Origin of the sequence: Veillonella caviae (assembly GCF_003992125.1) — a bacterium.
Classification (GTDB): Bacteria; Bacillota; Negativicutes; order Veillonellales; family Veillonellaceae; genus Veillonella; species Veillonella caviae.
This window is the reverse complement of sequence record NZ_RQUY01000001.1, coordinates 156,006-180,822: the sequence shown is the minus strand read 5'-3', so window position 1 is coordinate 180,822 and position 24,817 is coordinate 156,006. Positions and strand designations below refer to the sequence as shown.

At 36.8% G+C, this 24,817-nt stretch carries 20 protein-coding genes; 2 read left to right on the top strand and 18 right to left on the bottom strand.

Annotated features, from left to right (window positions below):
• Positions 1-333: 333 nt before the first annotated feature.
• Positions 334-978 (bottom strand): ComEA family DNA-binding protein, encoded by a 645-nt coding sequence (locus tag EO120_RS00870; protein ID WP_127133620.1) that lies wholly within the window; start codon positions 976-978, stop codon positions 334-336.
• 142 nt (positions 979-1,120) lie between these two features.
• Here EO120_RS00870 and EO120_RS00865 point away from each other — a divergent pair, with 142 nt between their 5' ends.
• Positions 1,121-2,350, top strand: coding sequence for an aminopeptidase (locus EO120_RS00865; RefSeq protein WP_127133619.1), 1,230 nt, complete (start codon positions 1,121-1,123; stop codon positions 2,348-2,350).
• A 133-nt stretch (positions 2,351-2,483) separates the two neighbouring features.
• On the opposite strand, the gene EO120_RS00860 is transcribed toward EO120_RS00865, so the two are convergent.
• From EO120_RS00860 to EO120_RS00850, 3 genes are all read right to left on the bottom strand, one after another.
• The gene (locus tag EO120_RS00860) at positions 2,484-2,963 is read right to left on the bottom strand and encodes a deoxycytidylate deaminase (RefSeq protein WP_127133618.1); all 480 of its coding nucleotides are present in this window, start codon (positions 2,961-2,963) and stop codon (positions 2,484-2,486) included.
• A gap of 123 nt (positions 2,964-3,086) precedes the next feature.
• Positions 3,087-5,555: a leucine--tRNA ligase gene (gene leuS / locus EO120_RS00855; protein WP_127133617.1), complete on the bottom strand. Its 2,469-nt coding sequence runs from the start codon at positions 5,553-5,555 to the stop codon at positions 3,087-3,089.
• 69 nt (positions 5,556-5,624) lie between these two features.
• Positions 5,625-7,334, bottom strand: a complete 1,710-nt coding sequence (locus EO120_RS00850; RefSeq protein WP_127133616.1) for a glycosyl hydrolase family 18 protein — start codon at positions 7,332-7,334, stop codon at positions 5,625-5,627.
• Positions 7,335-7,529: 195 nt separating this feature from the next.
• Here EO120_RS00850 and lgt point away from each other — a divergent pair, with 195 nt between their 5' ends.
• Positions 7,530-8,360, top strand: a complete 831-nt coding sequence (lgt, locus tag EO120_RS00845) for a prolipoprotein diacylglyceryl transferase (protein ID WP_127133615.1) — start codon at positions 7,530-7,532, stop codon at positions 8,358-8,360.
• 177 nt (positions 8,361-8,537) lie between these two features.
• Here lgt and trmFO read toward each other — a convergent pair whose 3' ends face one another.
• The 14 genes from trmFO to EO120_RS00775 form a co-directional block, all read right to left on the bottom strand.
• Positions 8,538-9,854, bottom strand: a complete 1,317-nt coding sequence (gene trmFO, locus EO120_RS00840) for a methylenetetrahydrofolate--tRNA-(uracil(54)-C(5))-methyltransferase (FADH(2)-oxidizing) TrmFO (protein ID WP_127133614.1) — start codon at positions 9,852-9,854, stop codon at positions 8,538-8,540.
• The gene (gene topA, locus EO120_RS00835; RefSeq protein ID WP_127133613.1) at positions 9,841-12,159 is read right to left on the bottom strand and encodes a type I DNA topoisomerase; all 2,319 of its coding nucleotides are present in this window, start codon (positions 12,157-12,159) and stop codon (positions 9,841-9,843) included. Before topA ends, trmFO begins: the two co-directional genes overlap by 14 nt.
• Positions 12,149-13,285, bottom strand: coding sequence for a DNA-processing protein DprA (gene dprA, locus EO120_RS00830; RefSeq protein WP_127133612.1), 1,137 nt, complete (start codon positions 13,283-13,285; stop codon positions 12,149-12,151). Before dprA ends, topA begins: the two co-directional genes overlap by 11 nt.
• Positions 13,286-13,299: 14 nt before the next feature.
• Positions 13,300-14,826, bottom strand: coding sequence for a YifB family Mg chelatase-like AAA ATPase (locus EO120_RS00825; RefSeq protein ID WP_127133611.1), 1,527 nt, complete (start codon positions 14,824-14,826; stop codon positions 13,300-13,302).
• A 62-nt stretch (positions 14,827-14,888) separates the two neighbouring features.
• A complete protein-coding gene (locus tag EO120_RS00820) occupies positions 14,889-15,287 on the bottom strand; it encodes a YraN family protein (protein ID WP_127133610.1) in 399 nt (132 codons plus the stop codon).
• A gap of 247 nt (positions 15,288-15,534) precedes the next feature.
• Positions 15,535-16,332: a ribonuclease HII gene (locus EO120_RS00815; RefSeq protein ID WP_127133609.1), complete on the bottom strand. Its 798-nt coding sequence runs from the start codon at positions 16,330-16,332 to the stop codon at positions 15,535-15,537.
• Positions 16,333-16,334: 2 nt separating this feature from the next.
• Complete coding sequence (gene ylqF / locus EO120_RS00810; RefSeq protein ID WP_127133608.1) at positions 16,335-17,243, bottom strand: ribosome biogenesis GTPase YlqF; 909 nt, start codon at positions 17,241-17,243, stop codon at positions 16,335-16,337.
• Positions 17,244-17,357: 114 nt separating this feature from the next.
• A complete protein-coding gene (rplS, locus tag EO120_RS00805) occupies positions 17,358-17,699 on the bottom strand; it encodes a 50S ribosomal protein L19 (RefSeq protein ID WP_127133607.1) in 342 nt (113 codons plus the stop codon).
• Positions 17,700-17,895: 196 nt separating this feature from the next.
• The gene (locus EO120_RS00800) at positions 17,896-18,273 is read right to left on the bottom strand and encodes a MarR family winged helix-turn-helix transcriptional regulator (protein ID WP_127133606.1); all 378 of its coding nucleotides are present in this window, start codon (positions 18,271-18,273) and stop codon (positions 17,896-17,898) included.
• A gap of 381 nt (positions 18,274-18,654) precedes the next feature.
• Positions 18,655-20,706 (bottom strand): glycine--tRNA ligase subunit beta, encoded by a 2,052-nt coding sequence (gene glyS / locus EO120_RS00795; protein WP_127133605.1) that lies wholly within the window; start codon positions 20,704-20,706, stop codon positions 18,655-18,657.
• Position 20,707: 1 nt separating this feature from the next.
• Positions 20,708-21,583 carry a glycine--tRNA ligase subunit alpha gene (gene glyQ / locus EO120_RS00790; RefSeq protein WP_127133604.1) on the bottom strand — a complete coding sequence of 292 codons (876 nt, stop codon included), beginning with the start codon at positions 21,581-21,583 and terminating at the stop codon, positions 20,708-20,710.
• 443 nt (positions 21,584-22,026) lie between these two features.
• Complete coding sequence (locus tag EO120_RS00785; RefSeq protein ID WP_127133603.1) at positions 22,027-23,343, bottom strand: amidohydrolase; 1,317 nt, start codon at positions 23,341-23,343, stop codon at positions 22,027-22,029.
• Between the two features lie 125 nt (positions 23,344-23,468).
• Positions 23,469-23,930 (bottom strand): hypothetical protein, encoded by a 462-nt coding sequence (locus EO120_RS00780; protein ID WP_127133602.1) that lies wholly within the window; start codon positions 23,928-23,930, stop codon positions 23,469-23,471.
• Positions 23,923-24,726, bottom strand: coding sequence for a DUF3100 domain-containing protein (locus tag EO120_RS00775; protein ID WP_127133601.1), 804 nt, complete (start codon positions 24,724-24,726; stop codon positions 23,923-23,925). Before EO120_RS00775 ends, EO120_RS00780 begins: the two co-directional genes overlap by 8 nt.
• Between the last annotated feature and the right edge of the window lie 91 nt (positions 24,727-24,817).

Sequence of the window (24,817 nt, the reverse complement as noted above, 5' to 3'; positions counted from 1 at the left end):
ATGCCTAATAGAATACTAGTACATACAGTTACAATTACTAGTTTATATGTAGTAAACCATTGTATAAATAAGGACATGTTAGAATGTATATTATTTACATTATCGGCACTGTATAAACTTTTATTTTGTTTTATAACATTACTGCGCAAAACGATTTTTATAGCTGTATATACAAGATACCCTACTCATGTGTACACACAGTACCAATTAACATCTAATAATGGATAATGCCTTTCGTATGCCCCTAGAATTCCGAAAATCATAGCCCCCAATATAGTATGTGCCATCTCCGAGTAAGTAATAACCATATTTTGTTGGTAATAGATGTTAGTATTATACAGTAATTTTGTCACAAATTTTCTTAAATAATCCATCTCCAATACCTTTGACCTGCTTAATATCCTCGATGCTTGTGAAAGCTCCTTTTGACTGTCTATACTCGTCGATGCGTTTTGCCATAGCAGGTCCTATGCCCGGCAAAGAATCTAATTCTTTAATAGATGCAGTATTGATATTTATTTTTTGTGGTTGTAATAAAGTTTCTGGATTGCCTTTAAAATTAAATGCTACATGGATATGTTCACCACTTGTAATACTATGGGCCATATTAATGCTTTCTACATCTCCATAAGGCAATACTCCACCAGCTATTTTGATAACATCACCTATAGAGCTTTGCTGAGGTACTTTATATAACCCAGGGGATTGAACAGCACCTGTTATGTATACAAGTGATTTGTTTATATCTGTAGATGTCGATTGTTGCTCTTGCATATGTATAATACCTGCTTGTTGTTCTTCTGTTTCATTTTTTCTATTAACATTATCATGTCCATTGAAATTATGACTATAGCCTATATCTCTAGTATCTGGCATTTCACTACCTTCATCTGATATAATAGGCCATAGGAAATAAATTCCTACTAAAATACACAGGATTATTACAATCCACTTATATTTGTTTATCAACTGTCTCATAGGGTCACCTCCTATATGGGGATTTCCCTAGACATGTAAAAAACTCCTACGAATGACACTATTAGTCACCTTTGCAGGAGTTTTAAGATATATGTCGAATATAAGAGAGCTATAGATAGGAATATACCTATAAGGAGATACTATGAATCGAGAATTATTACGCAAGTATGCACGCACTTTGCTAGAGTCAGGTGTTAATTTACAAGAAAACCAAACATTAGTCGTTTCTGTAGACGTAGACAACAAAGATTTTGCTGTTATTGTCACCGAAGAAGCCTATCAATTAGGCGCCAAAGAAGTAGTCATTAACTGGCGCCACGCCCCTATTGCACGTCAACGTTTATTATATGCAAATCAAGAAGTACTAGAAACACCGGCCAAATGGATTCCTACATACTATGAGCAGTATGTAGAAGAAAAAGCAGCTTTTTTATCTTTAATCAGTGCTAACCCAAAGGCCCTGGCAGGTATACCTACGGAACGCATTAGTATAAACTCTCGCAATTTAAATAAAGTGCTTAGCTTCTATCATACAGCCATAATGAATTCTACTGTAACTTGGTGTGTAGCAGCGGTGCCTACCGTTTTATGGGCAGAACTTCTTGGCTACAAAGGTTCAGATGACGAAAAAATCGAGCAATTGTGGCATACCTTATTCAAATTGAGCCGTATTGAAGGCGTAGAAATGAAAGATTCCTTTAAACACCATATGTCAAGATTGCGTAAGCGTACAGAAAAACTAAACTATCTTGAATTAAAAGCATTACGCTACACATGTGAAAACGGAACTAATCTATTATTACAATTACCAGAAGGTCATATTTGGCAAGGGGGCGCTGAATCTGCTAAGGATGGTACTATTTTTAATGCAAATATTCCTACAGAAGAAGTGTTCTCTGCACCGCAATGGAATGGTGTAACAGGCACCGTGGTAAGCACAAAACCACTCATTTATCATGGTAATGAAATCAATAATTTTTCCTTCACCTTTGAAGATGGTAAAATTGTCGATTACCGCGCCGAAATTGGTTATGATATCTTGAAAGAGCTCATCGAAACTGATGAAGGATCTCACTACCTTGGTGAAGTAGCCCTTGTTGACCATTATAGCCCTATTAGTCAATCCAATATGATTTACTATGAAACATTATTCGATGAAAATGCATCTTGCCATTTAGCCATTGGCGCCGCCTATCCAACATGCTTAAAAGACAGTGATGGACTTAGCGAAGACGAATTAAAAAAGCGTGGTCTCAATCATTCTTTGACACATGTAGATTTTATGATTGGTCACGAAAAAATGAACATTCTTGGCATCACAAAAGATGGACAACAAGTAGACATCATGATCGAAGGGCGTTTACAAGTTTAATATACTTAAAGAACAATCTTAAAAACAGTAAAAGGACACCGAAAGGTGTCCTTTTACTGTTTTTATTCCTCATAATGATAATCTTGTTTTCTCTAGTATGTTCAACTATATAGCTAAGAAAATATATGAATTACTACACTATAATATTTACAACACGCCCTGTCGGTTGGTATTGTATGATAGCTACACCTGCTGTCATGAGCATTCGTTTAGATGCTTGTACTTCTTTAGTATCTTTATACAAATCATCGCGATAAATTACTGCTTTAATGCCGCTTTGAATGATGGCTTTCGCACATTCATTACAAGGAAACAATGTGACGTAAATTTTAGAACCCTCTAAGGATCCACCGCGATAATTTAATATGGCATTTAATTCGCTATGAACAGCGTAGAAATACTTATTATCTTCTTCTGTATTACGTTCCCAAGAAAATACATCATCGCTACAATTTAAAGGCATCCCATTATAGCCAATGGACAAAATTTTATTATCATTGCTGACGATACACGCCCCTACTTGGGTATTCGGATCTTTGGAACGTTGAGCAGCTAATATAGCTACTCCCATAAAATATTCATCCCATGAAATATAATCACTACGTTTTGCCATAATTACCTTTCTATACAAAAAGCCCCTATACTCTGTACTAGGGGCTTTTTGTGTATGTAGAATACTATCATAGCGAAAACTCTAGCACCATTAGTCACCAAAAGCTCTCACTATTTACAATTCTTATTTTACAACGATATTTACAAGTTTACCTGGTACATAAATAACTTTTACGATTTGTTTACCTTCTGTAAATTCTTGTACACGGCTAGATTCTTTTGCCAATGTTTCTAGTTCTTCTTTTGTAATAGCTACTGGAACAACTAGTTTATCGCGTACTTTACCATTTACTTGTAATACTACTTCTACTTCGTCTACTACGAGGGCAGATTCTTCAAACGTAGGCCAGTTCATAGTATGTACAGATTCAGTTTCACCTAATTCATGCCACAATTCTTCTGTCATATGTGGTGTAAATGGAGCTAACAACAATACGAGATTATGAGTTAATTCATTAGCTAAATTAGCATTGATGGACTCTGCTTTATCTTTGTGCGCATACATAGCATTCACAAGTTCCATGATAGCGCTGATAGCTGTATTGAAGTTGAAATTATTATCTAAATCTTCTGTTACTTTTTTAATAACGCGATGTAATTCACGACGCAATGCTACTTCGTCTTTTGAAAGTTCCCCTTGTACATTTGCTTCTGCTGCTGTGTTGTAGGCATCGACGATGCGCCATACACGGCCTAAGAAACGGTAGGAACCTTCAACGCCTTGGTCACTCCAATCGAGGTCACGATCTACAGGGGCTGCGAACAAGATAAATAAACGAGCAGTATCGGCACCGTATTTATTGATAATCTCTTCTGGAGATACCACATTGCCTTTAGATTTAGACATTTTACTACCGTCTTTGAGCACCATACCTTGTGTTAATAACCCACGGAATGGTTCATTAGCTTCAATGAGGCCAAGATCGTGGATAACTTTCACAAAGAAACGAGAGTACAATAAATGCAAAATAGCATGTTCGATACCGCCGATATATTGGTCTACGTTCATCCAATAATTAGCGATTTTTTTATCGAATGGTGCCTTGTCATTGCGTGCGTCTGTATAACGTAAGAAATACCAAGAAGAATCGATAAATGTATCCATTGTATCTGTTTCACGACGCGCAGGGCCACCACATTTAGGGCATGTAGTGTTTAAGAAACTTTCAGATGTAGCCAATGGAGACACCGCACCAGACTCAAATTGTACATCCTCAGGAAGACGGACAGGCAATTCTTCTTCTGGCACTAATTGTTCTCCACAAGTATCGCAATATACTACAGGAATTGGTACGCCCCAATAGCGTTGACGGGATATGAGCCAATCGCGAAGACGGAAATTTGTTTTACCTTCTCCGATACCGCGTTCTTGAAGCGCAGCCGTAATTGTTTTACGAGCTTCTTCAGAATTGATACCATCGTATTCGCCAGAATTAATTAGGATACCATCTTCATGGTATGATTCTTGCCATTTTTCTAAATCGTATACTTCACCATCATGAGTGATAACAGGTTTGATTGGTAAATTATATTTATGAGCAAACTCCCAATCTCGTTCATCGTGAGCTGGAGAGCCCATAACAGCACCGGTACCATAATCAACTAGCACATAGTTGGCAATCCAAATTGGTACTTGTTCGCCAGACATTGGGTTTACCGCATAAGAACCAGTGAACATACCTTCTTTTGGCGCTTCTGTGGATGTACGATCGATATCACTCATATTGCGCATGCGGGTAATGAAAGTTTCTAATTCAGCTTTATTATCCGCATTAGCGATGAGTCGTTCCACATATGGATGTTCTGGAGCCAATACAACATAAGATACACCGTAAATCGTATCTACACGAGTGGTGTATACGGAGATGCGTTCATTAATAGATGGTACGTCAAAAGAAAATTCAGTACCTTCAGAGCGGCCAATCCAGTTCTTTTGCATCAATTTAACTCGTTGAGGCCAACCATCCAATGTATCAAGATCGTCTAAGAGTCGGTCTGCATAATCGGTAATGCGAAGGAACCATTGGGATAAATCTTTTTTCTCTACTGGATTATCGCAGCGCCAGCAAAGGCCATCGATAACTTGTTCGTTAGCTAATACAGTATGGCAAGTTTCACACCAGTTTACTTTTGCTTCTTTTTTATAAGCTAATCCTTTTTTGTAAAATTCTCTAAAGAACCATTGAGTCCATTTATAGTAATCTTCTTTACATGTAGCTACTTCGCGGTCCCAATCGTAGGAAAGACCTAATGCTTTTTGTTGTAATTTCATATTCTCGATGTTATCGAGAGTCCATGTTTTAGGTGCAATGCCATGTTTAATAGCTGCATTTTCTGCAGGCATACCAAAAGAATCCCACCCCATTGGATGCAACACATTAAAGCCTTTCATCTTTTTGAAACGTGCTACTACGTCACCAATAGAATAGTTGCGTACATGGCCCATATGCAAATTGCCAGATGGGTACGGGAACATTTCTAGTACATAGTATTTATCTTTATGCTCATCATATTCAGTTTTAAAAGTATGGTTCTCCTGCCAATACTTTTGCCACTTTTTCTCAATATCTTGGGCTACATATTTTTCGTTCATGTAGGTGCCTCCTCAAATTTCTAATCAATAGTATTATTTTACTACTTATGTTAGATAACCGTCAATTTACTACTTCTTTACTACTTGTATATTTGGTATTGTTTCTAAATCACCCATATCATTCGTGACATTATTTTGTTCATTAGAGTTATTTTGATCCGTCTTAATAGCTTCTTTTTTAGCTTTTGCATTTTGCTTAGCTGCTTCAGCATCAGCTTTAGCTTTTCTTTTAGCTAATTCTACTGCTAGTTTTGCTGTTCGTTTTGCTTCTGCAGCTTCTGCTTTCGCCTTGCGTTTTGCCTCCGCTTGTTCTGCTTTTATACGCGCTTTTTCAGCTTTTATGCGTTCTTTTTCCGCTTTTTCGAGAGCTTTTCGCTCTGCTTTTGTCAATGATTTATTTAATACTGATTCGTGGTTAGGTTTTTCTACTGTTGCATAAGGTGTTTTAGGAATACCTTTCCCTAAATCAGTACTTTGAATCATGCTAATAGTGCTTTTATCTTCAAATCCTTTGCGCCATGCAGCAAAACCGCCTAATTGTAATTCTTTTACAAGCTTTAATTTCAAGGCTAGTGATGTATTATCTTCAAACCAAATGCGATCATTACCATTTGCTGTAGGAATGGTAAGATAGTGTAATTTTAATTGGTCATCCCATGTCATTTTATCAGCATAATTTGTGAAATAATGAGATGTATTTTTCATCGCTAATGTTTCACCACGTGCAATGTTATTTGTTTCATGCCACAATCGCATGTAAAATGGAATTCCTAAAACTAGTTTATGACTTGGTACTTCTTGAATCATTTTTTCTGTGTGATCACGCACCCAAGGATAGCTTGCTACCGGACCTGCTTTTGTACTTTTAGCCCATGTTTCGTCGTACGCCATGAGGATAACATAATCGACACTTTCAGAAAAAGCCTTACGATTGTACACTAAAGACCATTCAGGACTATTAGAATAGCCAGTTACATCAATGGATGACTGGATATTGTATTTGTGCAATTCATCAGCTAAGTACGCAACGAATTTCGTCAACCTTTCACGATCTGCATAATCTACATTTTCAAAATCGAAATTATACCCATCAAAACCGTAAATATATGCATATTGAATAAGATTGTTAGAATATTTTTTCCATACCGCTTCATTCGCTAAAATACCACTTGTAAATCCAGGATCGAAACGATTTGTAATAAGTGGCCATACATGGTAGCCTTTGTCCTTATAGGCCTTTACATAATCGGCATTGATAGTAGGGCTAGATTCAAGACCTAAACTATGCAATTTAAACCAGCTTGGGGAAATAATATTATCTCCGCTAGTATTTAGTTTTTCTTCGTATGGGGTTCCCTCATTAGGCCATGGATCAAAAGCCCATGCTAGTGGTCCCTGCACAGGTTTATTATTTAGCACCTCCATGGTTTGTGGCGCTGGCAGTACTTGGATATAATCATTTTGTTTTGTATAGGTAACACCAATCATTGGTGTAGTCTGTTCCAAATCGATATATTCTATCCCATTCTTATTAATGATTGGTAATTTTACTGGCTCCCCTATAACCTTAGGATTAATAGTGATAGTGGTACCACTTAAAGATAATTGAGGTACATATATAGTATATGAAGTTTTATATTGATTAGCCTCATATTTTCGTGTAGTAGTATCTAAATATTGTTGTAATGGTACTAATACTTCAGCTTTTACAGAATTGCCTGTGATGCTAGACAATGTCGCAACAGCTAAGGCTGTAACCACAGCAAATTTACGTAACATGTTTGCTCCTATTTAATGCGCTATGAAGCGCGTATTTACATAACAATTTCTTTATTATATCATACTTAATAAGAAGGATAGATATTAAATTTTATCTAGCTTTATAACTTGTATGTACTTATAATCTATAGCACATATTGCTGCTACGAGTGTTCCATATAATTGGTTATACTATATGTATGAAGGAGATTTTTTATGCATCAATATTTATTTTTTATCGGCGATTTTCCCATTCGAGCCTATGGTGTCATGTTGGCATTAGCCATTATTTCTGGCGCCTCTGTAGCTTATTTTTTACTTAAAAAGGATGGTCGAGGATGGCATACGCACATTCCTGATTTCTCTATTACCGTCGCTATTGCAGGTCTCATCGGTGCTAGATTATGGGATGTATTTTTCTTTGACTGGGAATATTATGGTAATCACCTGTTAGAAATCCCTTTTGTTTGGCAAGGTGGTATGGCCATTCAAGGTGGTGTTGTACTTGGCACTCTTGCTGGATATTGGTATTTAAAAAAGCATAACATCGATTTTTGGGCCTTTGCAGACATCTTTGCACCAGCGCTAATTTTAGCTCAGTCTGTAGGACGAATGGCAAATCTATTTAATGGCGATGCCTTCGGTCATCCTACAGGTGGTAATTTCGGTATTCTCTATCCTGAAAGTACCTTAGCATATCGCACCTATGGCAACCAACCATTGTGGCCTGCAGAAGTCTGGGAAGGGCAAATCGATGTTCTCATCTTCGTTGTGTTACTACTTTTTAGTTCTTTTAAACATGCCAAAGGACAAGTATTCGTATTATATGCAATTTTATATTCTGCAGCGCGGTTCTGTCTTGAATTTTTGCGCGGCGATTATGTTAACCTTACATTAGGTTTAAAATCTGCTCAAATGACAAGTCTAGTTGTTATAGTAATAGGCATCGCATTATTTATCTATTTAGGATATTTAGAGAAAAAACGTAATGCATCCACAGTTGCTATACATACCCCTATTCAACACAAGCTACCAAAAAGAAAGTAAAATTCCCCATCCTGTGTGGTATTGTTCACTGATTAGAACATGGTAATATGCAAAACGCCTTATCGTTGAAATAACTCAATGATAAGGCGTTTTGTTGTATACCAAGGTTATATGAAATGGTTATATACTTAGATATATGATGTGTATAATATATCATATATGATATAGCGTATACCATTAAATTTGTTCTTGTTCTTTTAAAACCGTTAAATCCTCTAATGCACGGTTGGCGATGAGAGCATTTTTCTCTTTTTTCTTGCGTACTTTAGTAGGCCATGGATCCATGATACCAAAATTAACATTCATAGGTTGGAAATTATCCCCTTCATAAGCAGAAATATAATGGCTTAAGGAACCAATGGCAGTTGTTCTTGGAAAATTGATAAACTCCTTATCGTCTAATAATCGTTTTACTTGCAAACCAACCATGAGACCTGATGCAGCAGATTCAAGATAACCTTCTACACCAGTCATTTGGCCAGCAAAGAATAAACGATGGTTAGATTTTAATTGGAAGGCATGATTTAACAGTTCAGGAGAATTGATATATGTGTTGCGGTGCATCACACCATAGCGAATAAACTCAGCATTTTCTAATCCTGGAATGAGACCAAATACACGCTTTTGTTCTCCCCATTTTAAATGTGTTTGGAAACCTACGAGATTGAACATAGTGGCCTCTTTGTTTTCCTTGCGAAGCTGTACCACTGCATAGGATTCTTCATTGGTACGTTTATCTACTAAACCGACTGGTTTTAATGGACCGTAGCGCAATGTATCTTCCCCTCGAGATGCCATAATTTCAACGGGCATGCAACCTTCAAAATAGATTTCTTTTTCAAAATCCTTTGGTTGTACTGCTTCAGCATGAGTGAGTTCATGCCAGAAATGTTTGTATTCTTCTTCTGTCATAGGACAGTTCAAGTAATCCGCATCACCTTTATCGTAACGAGAAGCAGCAAATACTTTATTATAATTTAAGGATTCAGCCGTCACAATAGGTGCTGCTGCATCGTAAAAATAGAAATCGCTAGCCCCTGTTAATTCTTTAATAGCATTGCCTAATGGTTCTGATGTTAATGGTCCTGATGCAAAGATAACAATACCTTCCTCTGGAATCGATGTTACCTCTTCACGATGGACGGTAATATTCGCATGGGATTTTATTTTATCTGTCACCATACCACTAAAGAGATGACGATCTACCGCTAGAGCACCACCTGCTGGCACAGCAGTAGCATCGGCACATTCCATTATAAGAGAACCTAAGCGACGCATTTCTTCTTTTAATAGGCCTACTGCATTTTCAATATTACCGGCACGTAGTGAATTACTACATACCAGCTCTGCAAATTGATCTGTTTCATGTGCAGGAGATGATTTGATAGGTCTCATTTCATATAAATCGACTTGGACGCCAGCATTTGCTAATTGCCAAGCCGCTTCAGAGCCAGCAAGTCCGGCTCCAATTACAATTACTTTATTTTGATTCACTCGTTGTATCCTCTGTTTGAGCAGTTTCTACTGCTTCTTCATTTTTCTTTCTCGTTTTCTTTTTAGGTCTTGTTGGACATGTATCATTGGAACAGAATTTCTTTGTGGTTCCATTTTTATACGTTTTTTCAACCATAATACTGCCACAAGTGTCGCAGAATTCGTGAGTTGGCTTGTCCCATAATGTAAAATCACATTGTGGGTAGCGGTTACAGCCGTAGAATAGACGACCTCGTTTCGATTTCCTTTCTACAATTTCCCCTTCACCACATTTAGGACATGTTACACTAGTACCTATCGTAATCGGTTTCGTATTCTTACAGTCTGGAAAATTCGAACATGCTAAGAATTTTCCATAGCGACCAAATTTATACACCATAGGGCTACCGCAAAGTTCACAAGTTTCGTCGCTTTCCATAGAAGCGATTTGAATTTTATCTACATCGCTAGCATCATCTAATTCAGATTTAAATACATCATAGAAATCTTGTAATACTTTTACATATGTATCCTTGCCATTAGCGATAGCATCTAATTCTTCTTCCAGCTCTGCAGTAAAACCAGTGTTAATAATTTTTTCAAAATAAGCCATCAAGAAATCGACTACCACAAAACCGAGTTCGGTAGGAATAAATTGTTTATTATTTGTTTCTACATAATTTCTGCTGACAATCGTATCTAGGATTGGCGCATATGTACTAGGGCGACCTATTCCAAGCTCTTCTAATGTTTTGATGAGGCTTGCCTCAGAATAGCGTGCCGGTGGTTGTGTAAAATGTTGCTCTGGGTTGATATTTACGGTGTTGACTACATCTAATTTTTTTAGAGATGGTAATCGTGGTGTTTCTTCTTTTTTAGCGTCTTCATAAACGACACTAAAACCAGGGAATAATACTTTAGAACCAGTAGCTCTAAATGTATATGTTTTATCGATATCGAGCTCTATCGTAAGTAGCTCATTTTGTTGTGGCGCCATTTGGCTAGCCAAAAATCGATTCCAAATCAGTGTATATAGTTTTAACTCATCTCGATTTAAGTAAGGCTCCACCATCTTAGGTGTCAATTCTAATGACGTTGGACGAATAGCCTCGTGTGCATCTTGAGCAGATTCTTTAGACCCATACACATTAGGTTTTGCTGGATAATACTCATCACCATAAGTACGTTTAATAAAATCCCGCGATTGTTCCTGCATTTCCTTAGAAATACGTGTCGAATCGGTACGCATATAAGTAATCAAACCCACATGTCCATAAGAACCTATTTCAAGACCTTCGTACAAATGTTGTGCAATCATCATAGTTCGTTTCGCACCAAAATTGAGTTTGCGTACACCATCTTGTTGTAATGTAGATGTTGTAAACGGTGGTGCTGCTTTGCGGCTACGTTTACTTTTTTTCACTTCTGTAACCGTAGCTTCATGATTTTCAATAGCCGATTTAATAGCAATAGCATCATCTTCATTACAAATATCAATCTTTTCGCCTTTTATCTGTGTTAATTCAGCTTTAAATTCTTCATTCTTCTTTGTTTTGAAAGTACCTTCAATAGACCAATATTCTTTTGGTATAAAAGCCTGAATCTCTCTTTCTCTCTCACAGATGAGACGTACGGCTACAGATTGTACACGTCCCGCACTAAGCCCTTTACATACTTTTTTCCACAATAATGGACTCAATTTATAACCTACAATACGATCTAATACACGACGAGCTTGCTGTGCATCTACCATATTCATATCTATGGTTCTAGGATGCTCTAATGCATCAGCAATAGCAGTCTTCGTAATCTCATTAAATGTAATACGGCAATTAGATGTAGTATCTACATTTAAAATATATGCTAAATGCCACGAAATAGCTTCCCCCTCGCGATCCGGGTCAGTAGCGAGCAATACAGCGCTACTTTCATCAGCATGAGCGACAAGATCATCAATTACTTTTTTTCTAGTTACTAGATTACTATAGCGAGGGGCAAAATTGTTTTCAATATCGATTCCCATTTGAGATTTTGGCAAATCTCGTAAATGCCCCATACTAGCTTTTACAATATAATTAGGGCCTAAAAATTTTTCTATTGTTTTTGATTTTGCTGGTGATTCTACAATGACTAATATTTTGCCATTCGGATTATATACGCGTGGCTCACGCTGCTCTGGTGGTATGGATGTGGATATAATAGATTTATCATGAACAACACCAACTGGCGTTAAAGACTCTTTAACAGACTGTTTACGTTTTTTTTTCGTCGTTTCTTCTGATGAATCCTTAGATTCACCAATTACGATTGACCGTTTAATGGACAATGACTTCACTCCCCATAATTTTAATATATCCCCTAGACTGAACCTTTTCTATGAGATGCTTCATCTCCAGGTCTAATAATATGCTTTGTATTCGTTGTAATGGAATCCCTGTTTTTCGTATTAATTTATCTACACTAATACACGTATCAAATGGAATTAAATCTAATACTGTTTCGGATTCTAATTTACAGCTTATCACATTGTTCCCTTTTGTATCAACTAAACGTATTGCTAGATTGTAATCTTCCACTAGGTCTTGTGCCTTGGTGAGTACATGGGCGCCTTGTCTGATTAACCAATGACTACCTTCTGCAGCAGAACTCAAAATACTACCTGGTACAACGTATATTTCTCGACCATCGCTATTGGCCATATCTGCGGTAATTAATGACCCGCTACTTGCACGAGCTTCTACTACAATAACAACTGTAGATAATCCTCCAATAATACGATTTCTCATAGGAAAATGTTTACCTGTTGGTGGTGTACCAGGTGTATATTCAGATAATAATAATCCATTATTAGCGATAACAGCATCAAATAATTGTTTATTTTCTGGTGGATATACAATATCGAGACCACATCCGAGGACTATAATCACTTGACCATTATTGGCTAACGCTCCTTCATGACTGTGACTATCAATGCCTCGTGCACCACCACTGACGATAGCTACATCATAATTTGATAATTCTCTGCCCAAATATCTTGCCACATTACGCCCATAATCACTACAATGGCGAGCGCCTACCATGGCGATTTTGAAAGTTTCGTCTTTTAGTAAATCAATATTACCTCTCACAAAAATAACTGCTGGTGGATTATATATTTCTTGCAATCTTGCCGGAAACAACATATCTAAATAGGTAATCCACGTTATGTGATATTTTTCTAATACATTATGTAAGTGTGCTAGACTTTCTTGCGTTGCTGCTTTCATAATAGCTGGTATTTTCTTAGGCTGTATACCAATAATAGCTTTTAATTTATTTCTGTCTTGTAAGGCACACCAAGCTTCAAAAGGACCACCATATGTTTCAATTAAATTACGTATCGCCGTAGCTCCTAAATAAGGAATATGTTGCATGCCACAAATATAAAAATTGCTTTCATATAGCTGTTCCATAATAACCTCCCGTATTAAAAATTATAGCGATACATCATAGCTTCTGTTATATGTTCATTACCTACATAGGGGCAGTCTTCAATATCGGCAATGGTTCGTGCTACTTTCAATAATCGATCAAAAGAGCGCCCTGTTAATTGAAATTGTTCAAATAATTCACCTATTAAATGCCATGACGCATCTTGAATATTACATAATTCACGTATACTTTGATGAGGCATTAATCCATTATGTGTAAATGATAACCCTTTAAAACGGATTTCCTGTGCTTTTCTGCCTTGATTTACTATTTCTTTCATATCTGCACTACTTATACAATTGCCACTTATCCCTAACATATCATCTAATGTGGGTCTCTCCATAGAAATGAATAGATCCATGCGGTCTAAAATGGGCCCCGATAAACGACGCTTATATTTATGAATAGCCGTACTCGTACATACACAAGCTTTATGAACATCTCCATGATATCCACAAGGACATGGATTAGCTGCAATAATACAGATACACTTCGCAGGATATTCATAGGTGCCTTGATAACGACTAATGCTAATGCGATGTGATTCTAACGGCTGTCGTAATGCATCTAATACGATACTATTAAATTCAGGTGCTTCATCAAGAAATAATATGCCATTATGAGCCAATGTAATTTCACCAGGTTTTACCTTTGTACCACCACCTACAATACTGATAATAGTTGATGTATGATGGGGACTGCGAAATGGTCGTTTTCTGATAAATGTAGATTCGCCTAATAGACCTGCTACATCGTAGATTCTCGTAACCTCTAATTGCTCGTCCCATGTCATAGATGGCAATATAGTAGGAAGACGTTCTGCTAACATTGTTTTTCCGGAACCAGGTGGCCCTACCATCATAAGATGATGAAATCCACAAGCACTGATAATCATGGCTCGTTTTCCTACATCTTGACCTTGCACATCAGCATAATCTATATCATATACATCCTCAACTAGTGCTGTTTCACCATCTATAGACTCATATATATCTCTATGTTCCAAGATTTGAACAAATCTTTCTAAATCTCGTGCTCCATAAGTTTGTAGCTGTTTAATCGGTTTTAATAGGCCTATATTTTCTTCACTAGTAAATATAGAGTGCAAACCATATTCAGTACTAGCCAATGCCATACTGAGAATGCCTCTTGTCTTATGAGTCTGTCCGTCTAATAGTAATTCACCTACAAATAAGCTTGTTTGTAATAAAGTCTGCAATGCTTTTTTTCGTAATTTGATTTGCCCTGATGCAGCTAATATACCAATAGCTATAGCTAGGTCTAATCCTGAACTGCTTTTTCTAACCTCTGCAGGACCTAAATTAACAACAATACGACGCATAGGGAACTCATAATGACTATTTTTTATGGCTGCTCGTACACGTTCACGAGACTCTTTAACAGCTTGATTAGGAAGACCTACGATATCAAATACAGGTAATCCTTGTGATATATCCACCTCTACAGTAACGATAACGCCATCCATGCCATCTAAGGTGGCGCCATATACCTTGGCGTACATAATGGCTCCTTTCATGTATATCAGATATAATCTAAATACTGTTCATTAATAGCATAAAATTGTCAAAAACACTGAGGTATATAATGTACAGTCGTTTGAAAATCATCGTGTAAATATACTTCTACTACATCAAAAGATATTTCTTTCCATCGTCTTTTCCGTTGTCGTAAATCATAGATAAACAACATGGCTGCCTGTTTAATATGTTTCTGTTTTTTTCGCGATACAGCTTCCCTTGGCAGTCCGTAATTAATGCCTCTACGAGTCTTAATTTCAATAAAATGATAAGTTAAACCTTGCTTCGCTATGATATCGATTTCACCTAGCCGTGTTTTATAGTTGGTTTCTACAATAGTAAAGCCTAATTTTTCAATATATGCTTTTGCTGTATCTTCACCAAAAGTTCCTAACATTTTAGCGTCTAGATCACGACCTTGTTTACCAGTTATAATCGTTTCCATACTATCCTCCTTATGTATATAGATATGTAAAAATTATCTTAAATACAGCATAAGAATATTTAAGTCTAAAAGTAAATAGAAAAGAGGTTCCTAATAGTCACGGGGGTGACTATTAGGAACCTCTTTTTAACCTATTTTTCACTTTTTACTCATTCATCAGTGATAATGAATAAATCGATTGTATAAGATATTTAATAAAAATAATACACTTTAGTATTGTAAATGACTTATTAGATTTATATAAAAACTAACTATTTCGCATCCAACCGACCATTGATTTTATGGGTTCAAAACTTTTCCGATGAAGTGGTGTTATCCCTTGATTATGTAAGGCTTCTTTGTGCAATTCGGTATAGTACCCTTTATGTACATCAAATCCATAACCAGGATATTCTTGTTCCATACTAACCATATATCGATCTCGTGTAACTTTAGCGATGATGGATGCAGCAGCAATATTGGCGCTTTTACTATCCCCTTTTATAATAGATTCTACAGGAATAGTTAAATCAGGTAATTTCATCGCATCTGCCACAACCGCCTCTGCAGGAACTGACAATGTACGTATTGCTTCATACATAGCTTGACGGGTAGCTTCATAGATATTGAGACGATCTATTGTATTTGCATCATAAGATACACAACTAACGGCTACAGCTTCTTGCATAATGATATCATACAAAGCCTCTCGTTTCTCTTCTGTCAATTTTTTAGAGTCATTTAATCCAGGAATAATTGTCATAGGTGGTAATATAACAGCAGCTACCGTTACAGGTCCTGCAACAGGGCCCCGACCGACTTCATCGACGCCAGCTACATGATATAAACCTTCATCATAAAACATACCTTCGTAATCATACATATTCATGATACGTTGTTGTTCTAAGAATATCTTTTCTTGCCGTTTAATATATGCAGCAGCTAACTTTTGAACGGAACTACGACTATCAGCACTAGCTAATGATATATAGTTTTGTGCATTAGGGCCTTCAAGCAAAGTTTTAACATCTTTTACTGTTAGCTTGGAAAATTCGATTTCTGTCATCACTATTCACCTTCAAGTACTGGTATTTCGCCATCAATGTAATAAGGCTCTTCATCTACTGTATCAAAGGTAATACTACCTAATTTACTATTTCTATAGTCTTGCAACAAAATACGGCGTGCTTTGTCTAAATCTACGATTCCGCCACTTACTAAACAACCGCGACGACGTCCGATACTTTCGAGGATAATATCAGCATTTTCCATTTCATCTGGTTTTAATTTGTATCGTTCTACCAATATATGAGGTGTATGAGTAAGTAAGAACTCAAGTAATTGTTTGATCACATGTTCTAAATCATATACATCATCGGAAATAGCCCCAGTCATAGCTAGGCGAGCTGCTGCACGTTGGTCTTCTAATTTAGGCCATAATACACCTGGTGTATCTAATAATTCCAAATTTTTACCAATCTTAACCCACTGCTGACCTCGAGTATGCCCAGCTTTATTAGCTGTTCTTGTTGCAGCAGAGCCTGCTAATGAGTTAATAAGAGTGGATTTCCCTACATTGGGAATTCCTAGGATAATGGTGCGCACAGATCGACTACGAATGCCTTTGGCAATCCATTTATCGATGGTAGGTTTGCTTAATTTCTCCACTGTACTAATAAGTTTTTTATTACCTTTACCAGACTTAGAATCCATGGTAAGAACAGTAATCCCTTGTTTTGTAAAAAACTCAACCCATTCTTTGGTCGCCGATGAATCCGCCAAATCTACTTTATTGAGCAGTACAATATGTGGTTTTTGACCTACTAATTCCAAAATAACAGGATTAGCACTACTACGAGGAATACGAGCGTCCAATAACTCAATGACTACATCTACTTTTTTAATATATTCCGTAATCATTCGGGTTGCTTTTGCCATATGTCCTGGGAACCAATGCACGATAGGTGAATCTACCATAGTATCTCCTTTCTCAATGTTATATACAGTATGTCAATGCTATATATACGATACATCCATATTGTCTAATCATAACAAAAATAAAAGGCTGCCAACGGCAGCCTTTTATGAACATTAGCGTTTTTCGCGAATACGAGCAGCTTTACCAGTAAGGTTACGTAAGTAGTACAATTTAGCACGACGAACAATACCACGGCGCATAACTTCGATTTTAGCTAAGCGTGGACTGTGAAGTGGGAATGTACGTTCTACACCTACACCAGATGCAATACGGCGAACTGTGAAAGTTTCACGAACACCACCGTTTTGACGTTTAATAACCAAGCCTTCAAATACTTGGATACGTTCACGGCTACCTTCCACTACTTTTACGTGTACACGAACTGTGTCACCAGCGCGGAATGTAGGGATGTCTGTACGAAGTTGTTCTTGTTCAAGTACGTTAATAATGTTCATTGTTTCCTCCTGTTTGCAGACATTCAATACCTACACCTTATAGGCAGCGGACTGTCTCAAATTAACAGTAATATATTATCACAAAGAACATTCACAATGCAAGGATTTCCTTTATATAATCTACTCTTTATCAGTATATTTTATAGTGCTATAAAATTATTAGTTAAAATCCATATATTCCGCATAGGAAGCAAGATTATTTAATCATGATACGTTGTAATAAACTATACAATATATCCTTCTCAGCAGGTGTTAAATCCATAAACATCGCTTCTAAATCTTGTTCTCGCTTGTGTACCATGGCCTTAGCTTCTTCTCTGCCACGATTAGTTAAAGATACCACAGAAATTCGTTTATCCATCATGTCAATATGTTTTTCTACTAGACCTTGGTTAATGAGAATTTCTAATTGCTCCGATACAGTTGCAGGTTTAAAGTGTAATGTATCTACTAAAACACGTTGACTAATTCCTTCACCAATAGTATATAATTCCATTAAAATTCTATGTCGTGAACCTTCACGTTTTGCCGTCACATTTCGTAAGGCATTAAATAGTTCTATATTTGTAATCATGCCATATCTCCTGACCAACTTTGTATACCTATACTATTCGTCGTAAGTCTTTCGATTTCCTGCTTATCTCTAGTGTAATAAAAAAATGCATCCCTATGAAGAAGAGACCTCAACATAGATATAAAATCTGAGGTGAGGTTCCTCGCATATAAGGGATGCATTTGATTAAATAAAAGGACTATACATGATGATGTGTTCTAATTACAGTTAAAGCAATATTTCTAATTAGTATACTATGACTCAATACTAAACTGTAAATCATAAAATAATTATGTTATGAATAGTTAAAATATAACTTCATATTTAAGGTATAACAAAAATATAAGGCTATTTATATACAAAACGAGGCTCCTAGGAACCTCGTTTTTTTGTATATGTATTTTATTTTAAAGCACTAATATCGCCGATAATAGCCATTACATTATAAGCTAATCTTAGTAATTGTAAGCGATTATTTTTAATCGCTTCGTCTTTATCCATAACCATAACACCTTCAAAGAATTTGTTAATAGTCGGTACCAAAGTATTTGGCAATGCCACGATAGTATCGTAATCACTGTCTAACCATGCAGCTAAGCTGTCTTGTGCTGCTATAGTAGCAACAGCAAATAAGTCTTGTTCTGCTTTTACAGTTAATAAAGATTCATTTACACCAATGAATGTTACATCTTTTACAAGATTATACATACGAGTATAAGCTTGTACGAGTTCTACATTTTCGTCAATACGATTTGCTTGCAATGCTTTTACATAGCCGTCTACATCGGCTACTGTTAATTCACGATTAGACAACAATAAGTCGAGAATATGATGCGGTACTTCCCGATCTAGGTATATATTTTTCAATCGTAATATAAAGAAGTCTTCTACTTGCTGTAACAATTCCTCTTGTTTATTCAAAGGTACATTGAGTAAATTCATAGATTCTACAAATATAGGTTGAAGGGGGATGTTCCATTCACTATTAAGTAAAATATTTAAAATACCTATCGTTTGGCGACGCAAGGCATATGGATCTTGAGAACCTGTTGGAATAAGTCCACGGCTGAAAGTAGCAACTATATTATCAATTTTGTCGATAATAGACAATACTTTGCCTGCTTCCGTAACTGGCAATAGATCACCAGCAAAACGAGGTAAATATTGTTCAAAAATAGCTTCTGCTACAGCTTCTGATTCACCATCTAGCAATGCATATTCTTTGCCCATTACACCTTGTAATTCAGTAAATTCTGTAACCATACCTGTGGTAAGGTCTGTTTTTGCTAGCTCTGTAGCTCGCTCAAGTACAACTGTAGCATCTTCGTGTAATCCACAAGTCTCAGCGAACACACGACCTAATTGTAATAGACGTTCTGTTTTGTCTGCTAAATTACCGAGACCTTCTTGGAATACGATTTTAGTTAACCCTTCTTGACGATCGATTAATGATTTCTTGCGGTCTTCGTTAAAAAAGAATTTAGCATCATCTAAACGAGCACGCAATACTCGTTCATTACCAGCTTGTACTACTTCGATAGAGTGATTAGAACCATTGCGAACAGTCAAGAACATTGGCAATAATTTGCCTTCTTTATTCACCAATGGGAAGTACCGTTGATGGTCTTTCATTGGCGTAATAATAGCTGCATCAGGCAATGACAAGTAAGAGTCTTCAAATCCACCACATAATGCAGTAGGCCATTCAACGAGGTAGTTAATTTCCTCTAATAAATCATCATCCCAAACGATATCCGCATTTTTTTCATTAGCAATAACGTGTAATTGGTCTGTAATAACTTGACGTCTTTCATCTTGGTCAACCATGACAAAATTATCTTTTAATGTTTGCACATAAGATGCAGGATTAGCAATAATTATTTCATCAGCACCTAAGAAACGATGACCACGAGTCACATTGCTAGATGTAACAGTTGCAAATTCTACAGGTATTACTTCTTCATCGAGAAGCGCTACAAGCCAACGCACAGGGCGTACAAATTTAGCATCTAGACTCCCCCAATGCATGGATTTAGGGAAATTAAGGCTATGAATCAATTCTGGCAATAGGTCTGCAACGATATTTTTTGAAGGAACGCCAGCCGTTTTAGTTTCTGCGTAGATGTATCCATCTTCTACAACGAGGTCAGCTACATCGATGCCTTTGCCGCGAGCAAAGCCGATAGCTGCTTTGGTAGCATTGCCCTCTGTATCGTAAGCAATAGATGCGGACGGACCTTTATGGCGTTCGCTAATGTCTGCTGATGTATCTGCCAAACCTGTTACAATTAGAGCTAACCGACGAGGTGTACCATAGGTTGCGATACTTTCAAAAGGAAGATGAGCATCGTTTAATTTAGTTATAGCCAATTGTTTCAATTGCCCTAAGATATTAGGCATAAAGCCAGCAGGAATTTCTTCTGCACCGATTTCAAATAATAAATCTTTTGCCATCTTAGTTATCTCCTTTCAAAAGTGGGAATCCTAGTTCTTCTCGTTTTGCTAAATACTGTTGTGCACAAATACGCGCTAATGCACGAACACGACCGATAAAAGCTGTTCTTTCACTAATAGAAATAGCACCGCGAGAATCAAGCAAGTTAAATGTATGTGAACATTTCAATACATAGTCATAAGCAGGTAATACATAGCCAGCTTCGCATACGCGTTTTGCTTCTGCTTCGTACATATCAAATAGCTTAAACAACATATCGGTATCAGCTAATTCAAAATTGTATACAGATTGCTCTACTTCATTAGCATGCCATACATCACCATAAGTAACAGTGTTATTCCATTTTAAATCATATACGTTTTCCACACCTTGAATGTACATAGCAAGACGCTCTAAACCATATGTGATTTCTACGGATACTGGTTTGCAGTCGATAGAACCAACTTGTTGAAAATACGTAAATTGCGTTACTTCCATTCCATCGAGCCATACTTCCCAACCAAGTCCCCAAGCCCCTAAAGTTGGGGATTCCCAGTTATCTTCAACGAAACGAATATCGTGATCTTCTGCATGAATGCCAAGAGCCGCCAAAGATTCAAGATATAATTCTTGAATGTTATCTGGAGATGGTTTTACAATTACTTGAAATTGATGATGTTGGAACAAACGATTTGGATTGTCACCATAACGACCATCAGCTGGGCGTCGGGATGGTTCTACATAACATACAGACCAAGGTTCAGGACCAATGGCGTGCAAGAATGTAGCAGGATTCATTGTACCTGCGCCTTTTTCAATATCATAAGGATTTTGAACGATACAACCTTGATCGCTCCAGAATTTTTGTAGATTTAAAATAATCTCTTGAAATGTCATTGATGCCTCCACTACTACAATGCTTTCTATGAAATATTTTCGTTACAAACAAAAAGTCCCTGTAACGAAAATCGTTACAGGGACGAGTATTACCCGCGGTTCCACCCTATTTGGCGCATGCCCTCTTTTTTTCTATGTTGGCTTTTACTAATTAATAACAAACTACAAGAAATATAAAAATATAAATTGTATTTGTATATAATGTTCCTGCCAATGCTCAACAGCGCCTTCAACCACATGTGAGCTTGCACCATCCTCACTCGCTAAAAGGGTCTACTCCTCTGTATCATAGCATATACCATATTTTATTATTATTGTAACAACCTAAGAATATGACTGTCAAGAACAATCAAATGTACTCCTCATAAAAATATATTACAACATGAACTATAAAAAAGTACTATACCTTGAATAAAAAAGGATAATTATATCTTTTATGACGACTAGGCTTCCTCAATAGAGTCCATCAATGCAATATAACTTTCTTTTGTGAGGGCCGGTTTAAAATTAGCCAATACATGTTCTGCCTCTTTTGCTTCATCATAAAGTAAATCTACAATGGTCATTGCTAAAGCTTGTGCTGTTTTTATATATGCCACATCAGGTACGGTAATTTCATATTCTGCACTGTGTAATACCCCTGAAATACACCCTACCCAAGGATGGATAACAGGCATAATATGAGATACATCACCCATATCTGTACTAGCTGTCATATGAGGACGCTCATATACATTTTCTTCTCCAAAAACAGTATCAGAATTATTCCGCAATAATTCATTCATATCAGGATTATCTCGCATCGGTAAATATCCTGGTAGATCTTTGATAATACATGTTGCACCGATAGCATCAGCACCAGCTGTTAGAGCACGATTAACACGTTTATTACCATCCACAATAGCGTCGATATTAGAAGCACGTACATAGCTTTCCATTTGAACATAGTCTGGCACACAATTAACAAGAGTACCTCCTTGATTAATAATGGGGTGAAATCTAAAATAATCGCTTTCTTTGAAAGTTTCACGTATAGAATTAACCCCCATAACCCCCATAAGGGCTGCATTTAATGCATTAATGCCTTCGTGCGGAGCCGCCGCTGCGTGAGCTACCTTACCATGGTATTCGATGAGTTTTGCAATAAAACCATTAGATGTAGTGCCTAAACCCATTTCACCAGATTCCGTTTTAGCCGTTTCTACATGCATTTGCATAGCCATATCAATATCATCAAAAGCATCTTCATATATGAGCTGTTGTTTACCCCCCATATATTTAATTTTACCTTGTTCACGTAATTTATTACGGAAATCGACTTCAATCATTTCCTCTGCAGGAACAGCAAATAATACAACATCCCCACCTAGTTCATCCATGACAGCTTGTAATCCCATACCAACAGCAAACATATTGGCAATTTGTACATTATGACCACAACAATGGGCAGCACCAGTCAAATCATCTGCCCGTGGGTGTCGAGGACATATGATAGCATCTAATTCACCTATCATTGCTACAGTACGATTAGATTGTTTTCCTTTAAGCCTACCCTTCACACCTGTCAAAGCGTGATTGTTAGTATACGGTATATTTAATTCATCAAATATAGCCTGTACTTTAGCAGATGTTTTAACCTCTTTATATCCAAGTTCTGGTTCTGCCATTATAGATTCTGCTAATTCCCGTAATTTAGGTTGCGCTGCTTCAATAGCAGCACAGACCTTAGCTTTCACTTCTTCTTTTGTTAATCTACCCATATAATCTCCTATAAAAATCGACCGTTCAAAACGGTCGATTTTATATGTAAATAAACGATATTACATCTTTTATAATAAGATTAACACATATTAATATGCGTGTTGTAAACATTATTAGTAAACGATTAAATAACACCTTCTAAATGTAGCATGAATTGAGCTACTGCAGCAGCACAAATAAATGTGCCTGCTGTAACAGCTAATGCTACAGGGACGATACGCCAGGATAAACGACGAAACGCACCTAAATCTTTACCTAAGGATAAACCTGCATAAGCAAGTACGGGTGTAGTAGTAGCCAAGAATGTAACTTGGCTAGTTTGTTTAATGATCCATTCTTGACCAGGCATAGCAGGTAAAGATGCAATAACACCTACTAAAGATACCCAGAATACCATAGGCAATTTATCTGCTACTGGTAAATAAGAAATTAACGCTCCTAAAGTAGCAAGAGTAGCTAATACAAATACTCCCATCATACTCGGTCCTAATAGATGTTTACCATCCATAATATTACCCACGCCAGTGATGATAGCAGCAATGCAAATAACGATGATAAATTGTATAATTTTTTCACTTTTATTCATGATTAGCCGCCTCCTCTGCTAAATCTTGCTCACGGGTTCTACCAGTAAAGAAATTATATGTTTTTTCCATGATAGGCAATGATACAAATAAACCAAAATACACGCCTAAAACGGTTGTTAATAAATTAGCAGCGCCTGCTAAAGCTGTAATTTGTTGTTCAAATTCAGGATATACTGCAATGATAGGTGCTGTAGCAGCCGCCATCATACTAGCAGAACCAACGCCAGCTCCCATAGCTAAAGCTAGTGGATGGAACCAACCAAGTTGTGCCAATATACCTGCTAATACAGATACCCACATAGCACCGATGAGCACACCACAAATGTACATGCCCATAACGCCACGTCCTTCTGGAGAACTAAAACCGAATTTATCAATGATAATAGCTACATTAGGTTCTCTATCTACAGAATAGCAAGCTCCTACTGCTTCACGTCGCATACCTAAAAGCAATGCTACAGGTAAACCGAAAATGATAGTACCAAAGAAATGTCCCAATTCCTGAAGAATCAACGCCCACCCAGCACTTGTTAAAATGCCGAGGTTAGGGCCAATGCCAAGGCCTACTTTAACCATTAATAACATTACGGCAATACCAATATAATCAGCAGATTTTTCCATTTGTTCCACTGTTAAAATCTTAAATTTGGGAATGGAAATGATAAGCCCAAGAATCAATGCATACAATAAAGGTAACATAACGACGGCACCAAATTTTTGGATACCAATATACTCAGCCACTACTGTCAATAGTAATGTAAGTGCATGAATTTTGATATTACCCAACAAACTCATACGTTCCTCCTTGAAATAAATATAATATAAGATTGTTATATTATAAATAAAGTTTATATGCAGTGTCAATTAGAGGAATACATTTGTCCAT

Excerpts from the sequence above, each read along its gene's own strand:
- EO120_RS00800 (WP_127133606.1), bottom strand. The coding sequence starts at position 18,273 with ATGATTACAAATATAGAACTATTTAATGCCTTACGAAATGTGACGGCA.
- glyQ (WP_127133604.1), bottom strand. The coding sequence starts at position 21,583 with ATGACATTTCAAGAGATTATTTTAAATCTACAAAAATTCTGGAGCGAT.
- EO120_RS00785 (WP_127133603.1), bottom strand. The coding sequence starts at position 23,343 with ATGGGTAGATTAACAAAAGAAGAAGTGAAAGCTAAGGTCTGTGCTGCT.
- EO120_RS00850 (WP_127133616.1), bottom strand. The coding sequence starts at position 7,334 with ATGTTACGTAAATTTGCTGTGGTTACAGCCTTAGCTGTTGCGACATTG.
- EO120_RS00780 (WP_127133602.1), bottom strand. The coding sequence starts at position 23,930 with ATGAATAAAAGTGAAAAAATTATACAATTTATCATCGTTATTTGCATT.
- EO120_RS00815 (WP_127133609.1), bottom strand. The coding sequence starts at position 16,332 with ATGACAGAAATCGAATTTTCCAAGCTAACAGTAAAAGATGTTAAAACT.
- EO120_RS00865 (WP_127133619.1), top strand. The coding sequence starts at position 1,121 with ATGAATCGAGAATTATTACGCAAGTATGCACGCACTTTGCTAGAGTCA.
- rplS (WP_127133607.1), bottom strand. The coding sequence starts at position 17,699 with ATGAACATTATTAACGTACTTGAACAAGAACAACTTCGTACAGACATC.
- lgt (WP_127133615.1), top strand. The coding sequence starts at position 7,530 with ATGCATCAATATTTATTTTTTATCGGCGATTTTCCCATTCGAGCCTAT.
- EO120_RS00860 (WP_127133618.1), bottom strand. The coding sequence starts at position 2,963 with ATGGCAAAACGTAGTGATTATATTTCATGGGATGAATATTTTATGGGA.
- dprA (WP_127133612.1), bottom strand. The coding sequence starts at position 13,285 with ATGGAACAGCTATATGAAAGCAATTTTTATATTTGTGGCATGCAACAT.
- glyS (WP_127133605.1), bottom strand. The coding sequence starts at position 20,706 with ATGGCAAAAGATTTATTATTTGAAATCGGTGCAGAAGAAATTCCTGCT.
- EO120_RS00775 (WP_127133601.1), bottom strand. The coding sequence starts at position 24,726 with ATGAGTTTGTTGGGTAATATCAAAATTCATGCACTTACATTACTATTG.
- EO120_RS00870 (WP_127133620.1), bottom strand. The coding sequence starts at position 978 with ATGAGACAGTTGATAAACAAATATAAGTGGATTGTAATAATCCTGTGT.
- ylqF (WP_127133608.1), bottom strand. The coding sequence starts at position 17,243 with ATGGTAGATTCACCTATCGTGCATTGGTTCCCAGGACATATGGCAAAA.
- EO120_RS00825 (WP_127133611.1), bottom strand. The coding sequence starts at position 14,826 with ATGTACGCCAAGGTATATGGCGCCACCTTAGATGGCATGGATGGCGTT.
- leuS (WP_127133617.1), bottom strand. The coding sequence starts at position 5,555 with ATGAACGAAAAATATGTAGCCCAAGATATTGAGAAAAAGTGGCAAAAG.
- EO120_RS00820 (WP_127133610.1), bottom strand. The coding sequence starts at position 15,287 with ATGGAAACGATTATAACTGGTAAACAAGGTCGTGATCTAGACGCTAAA.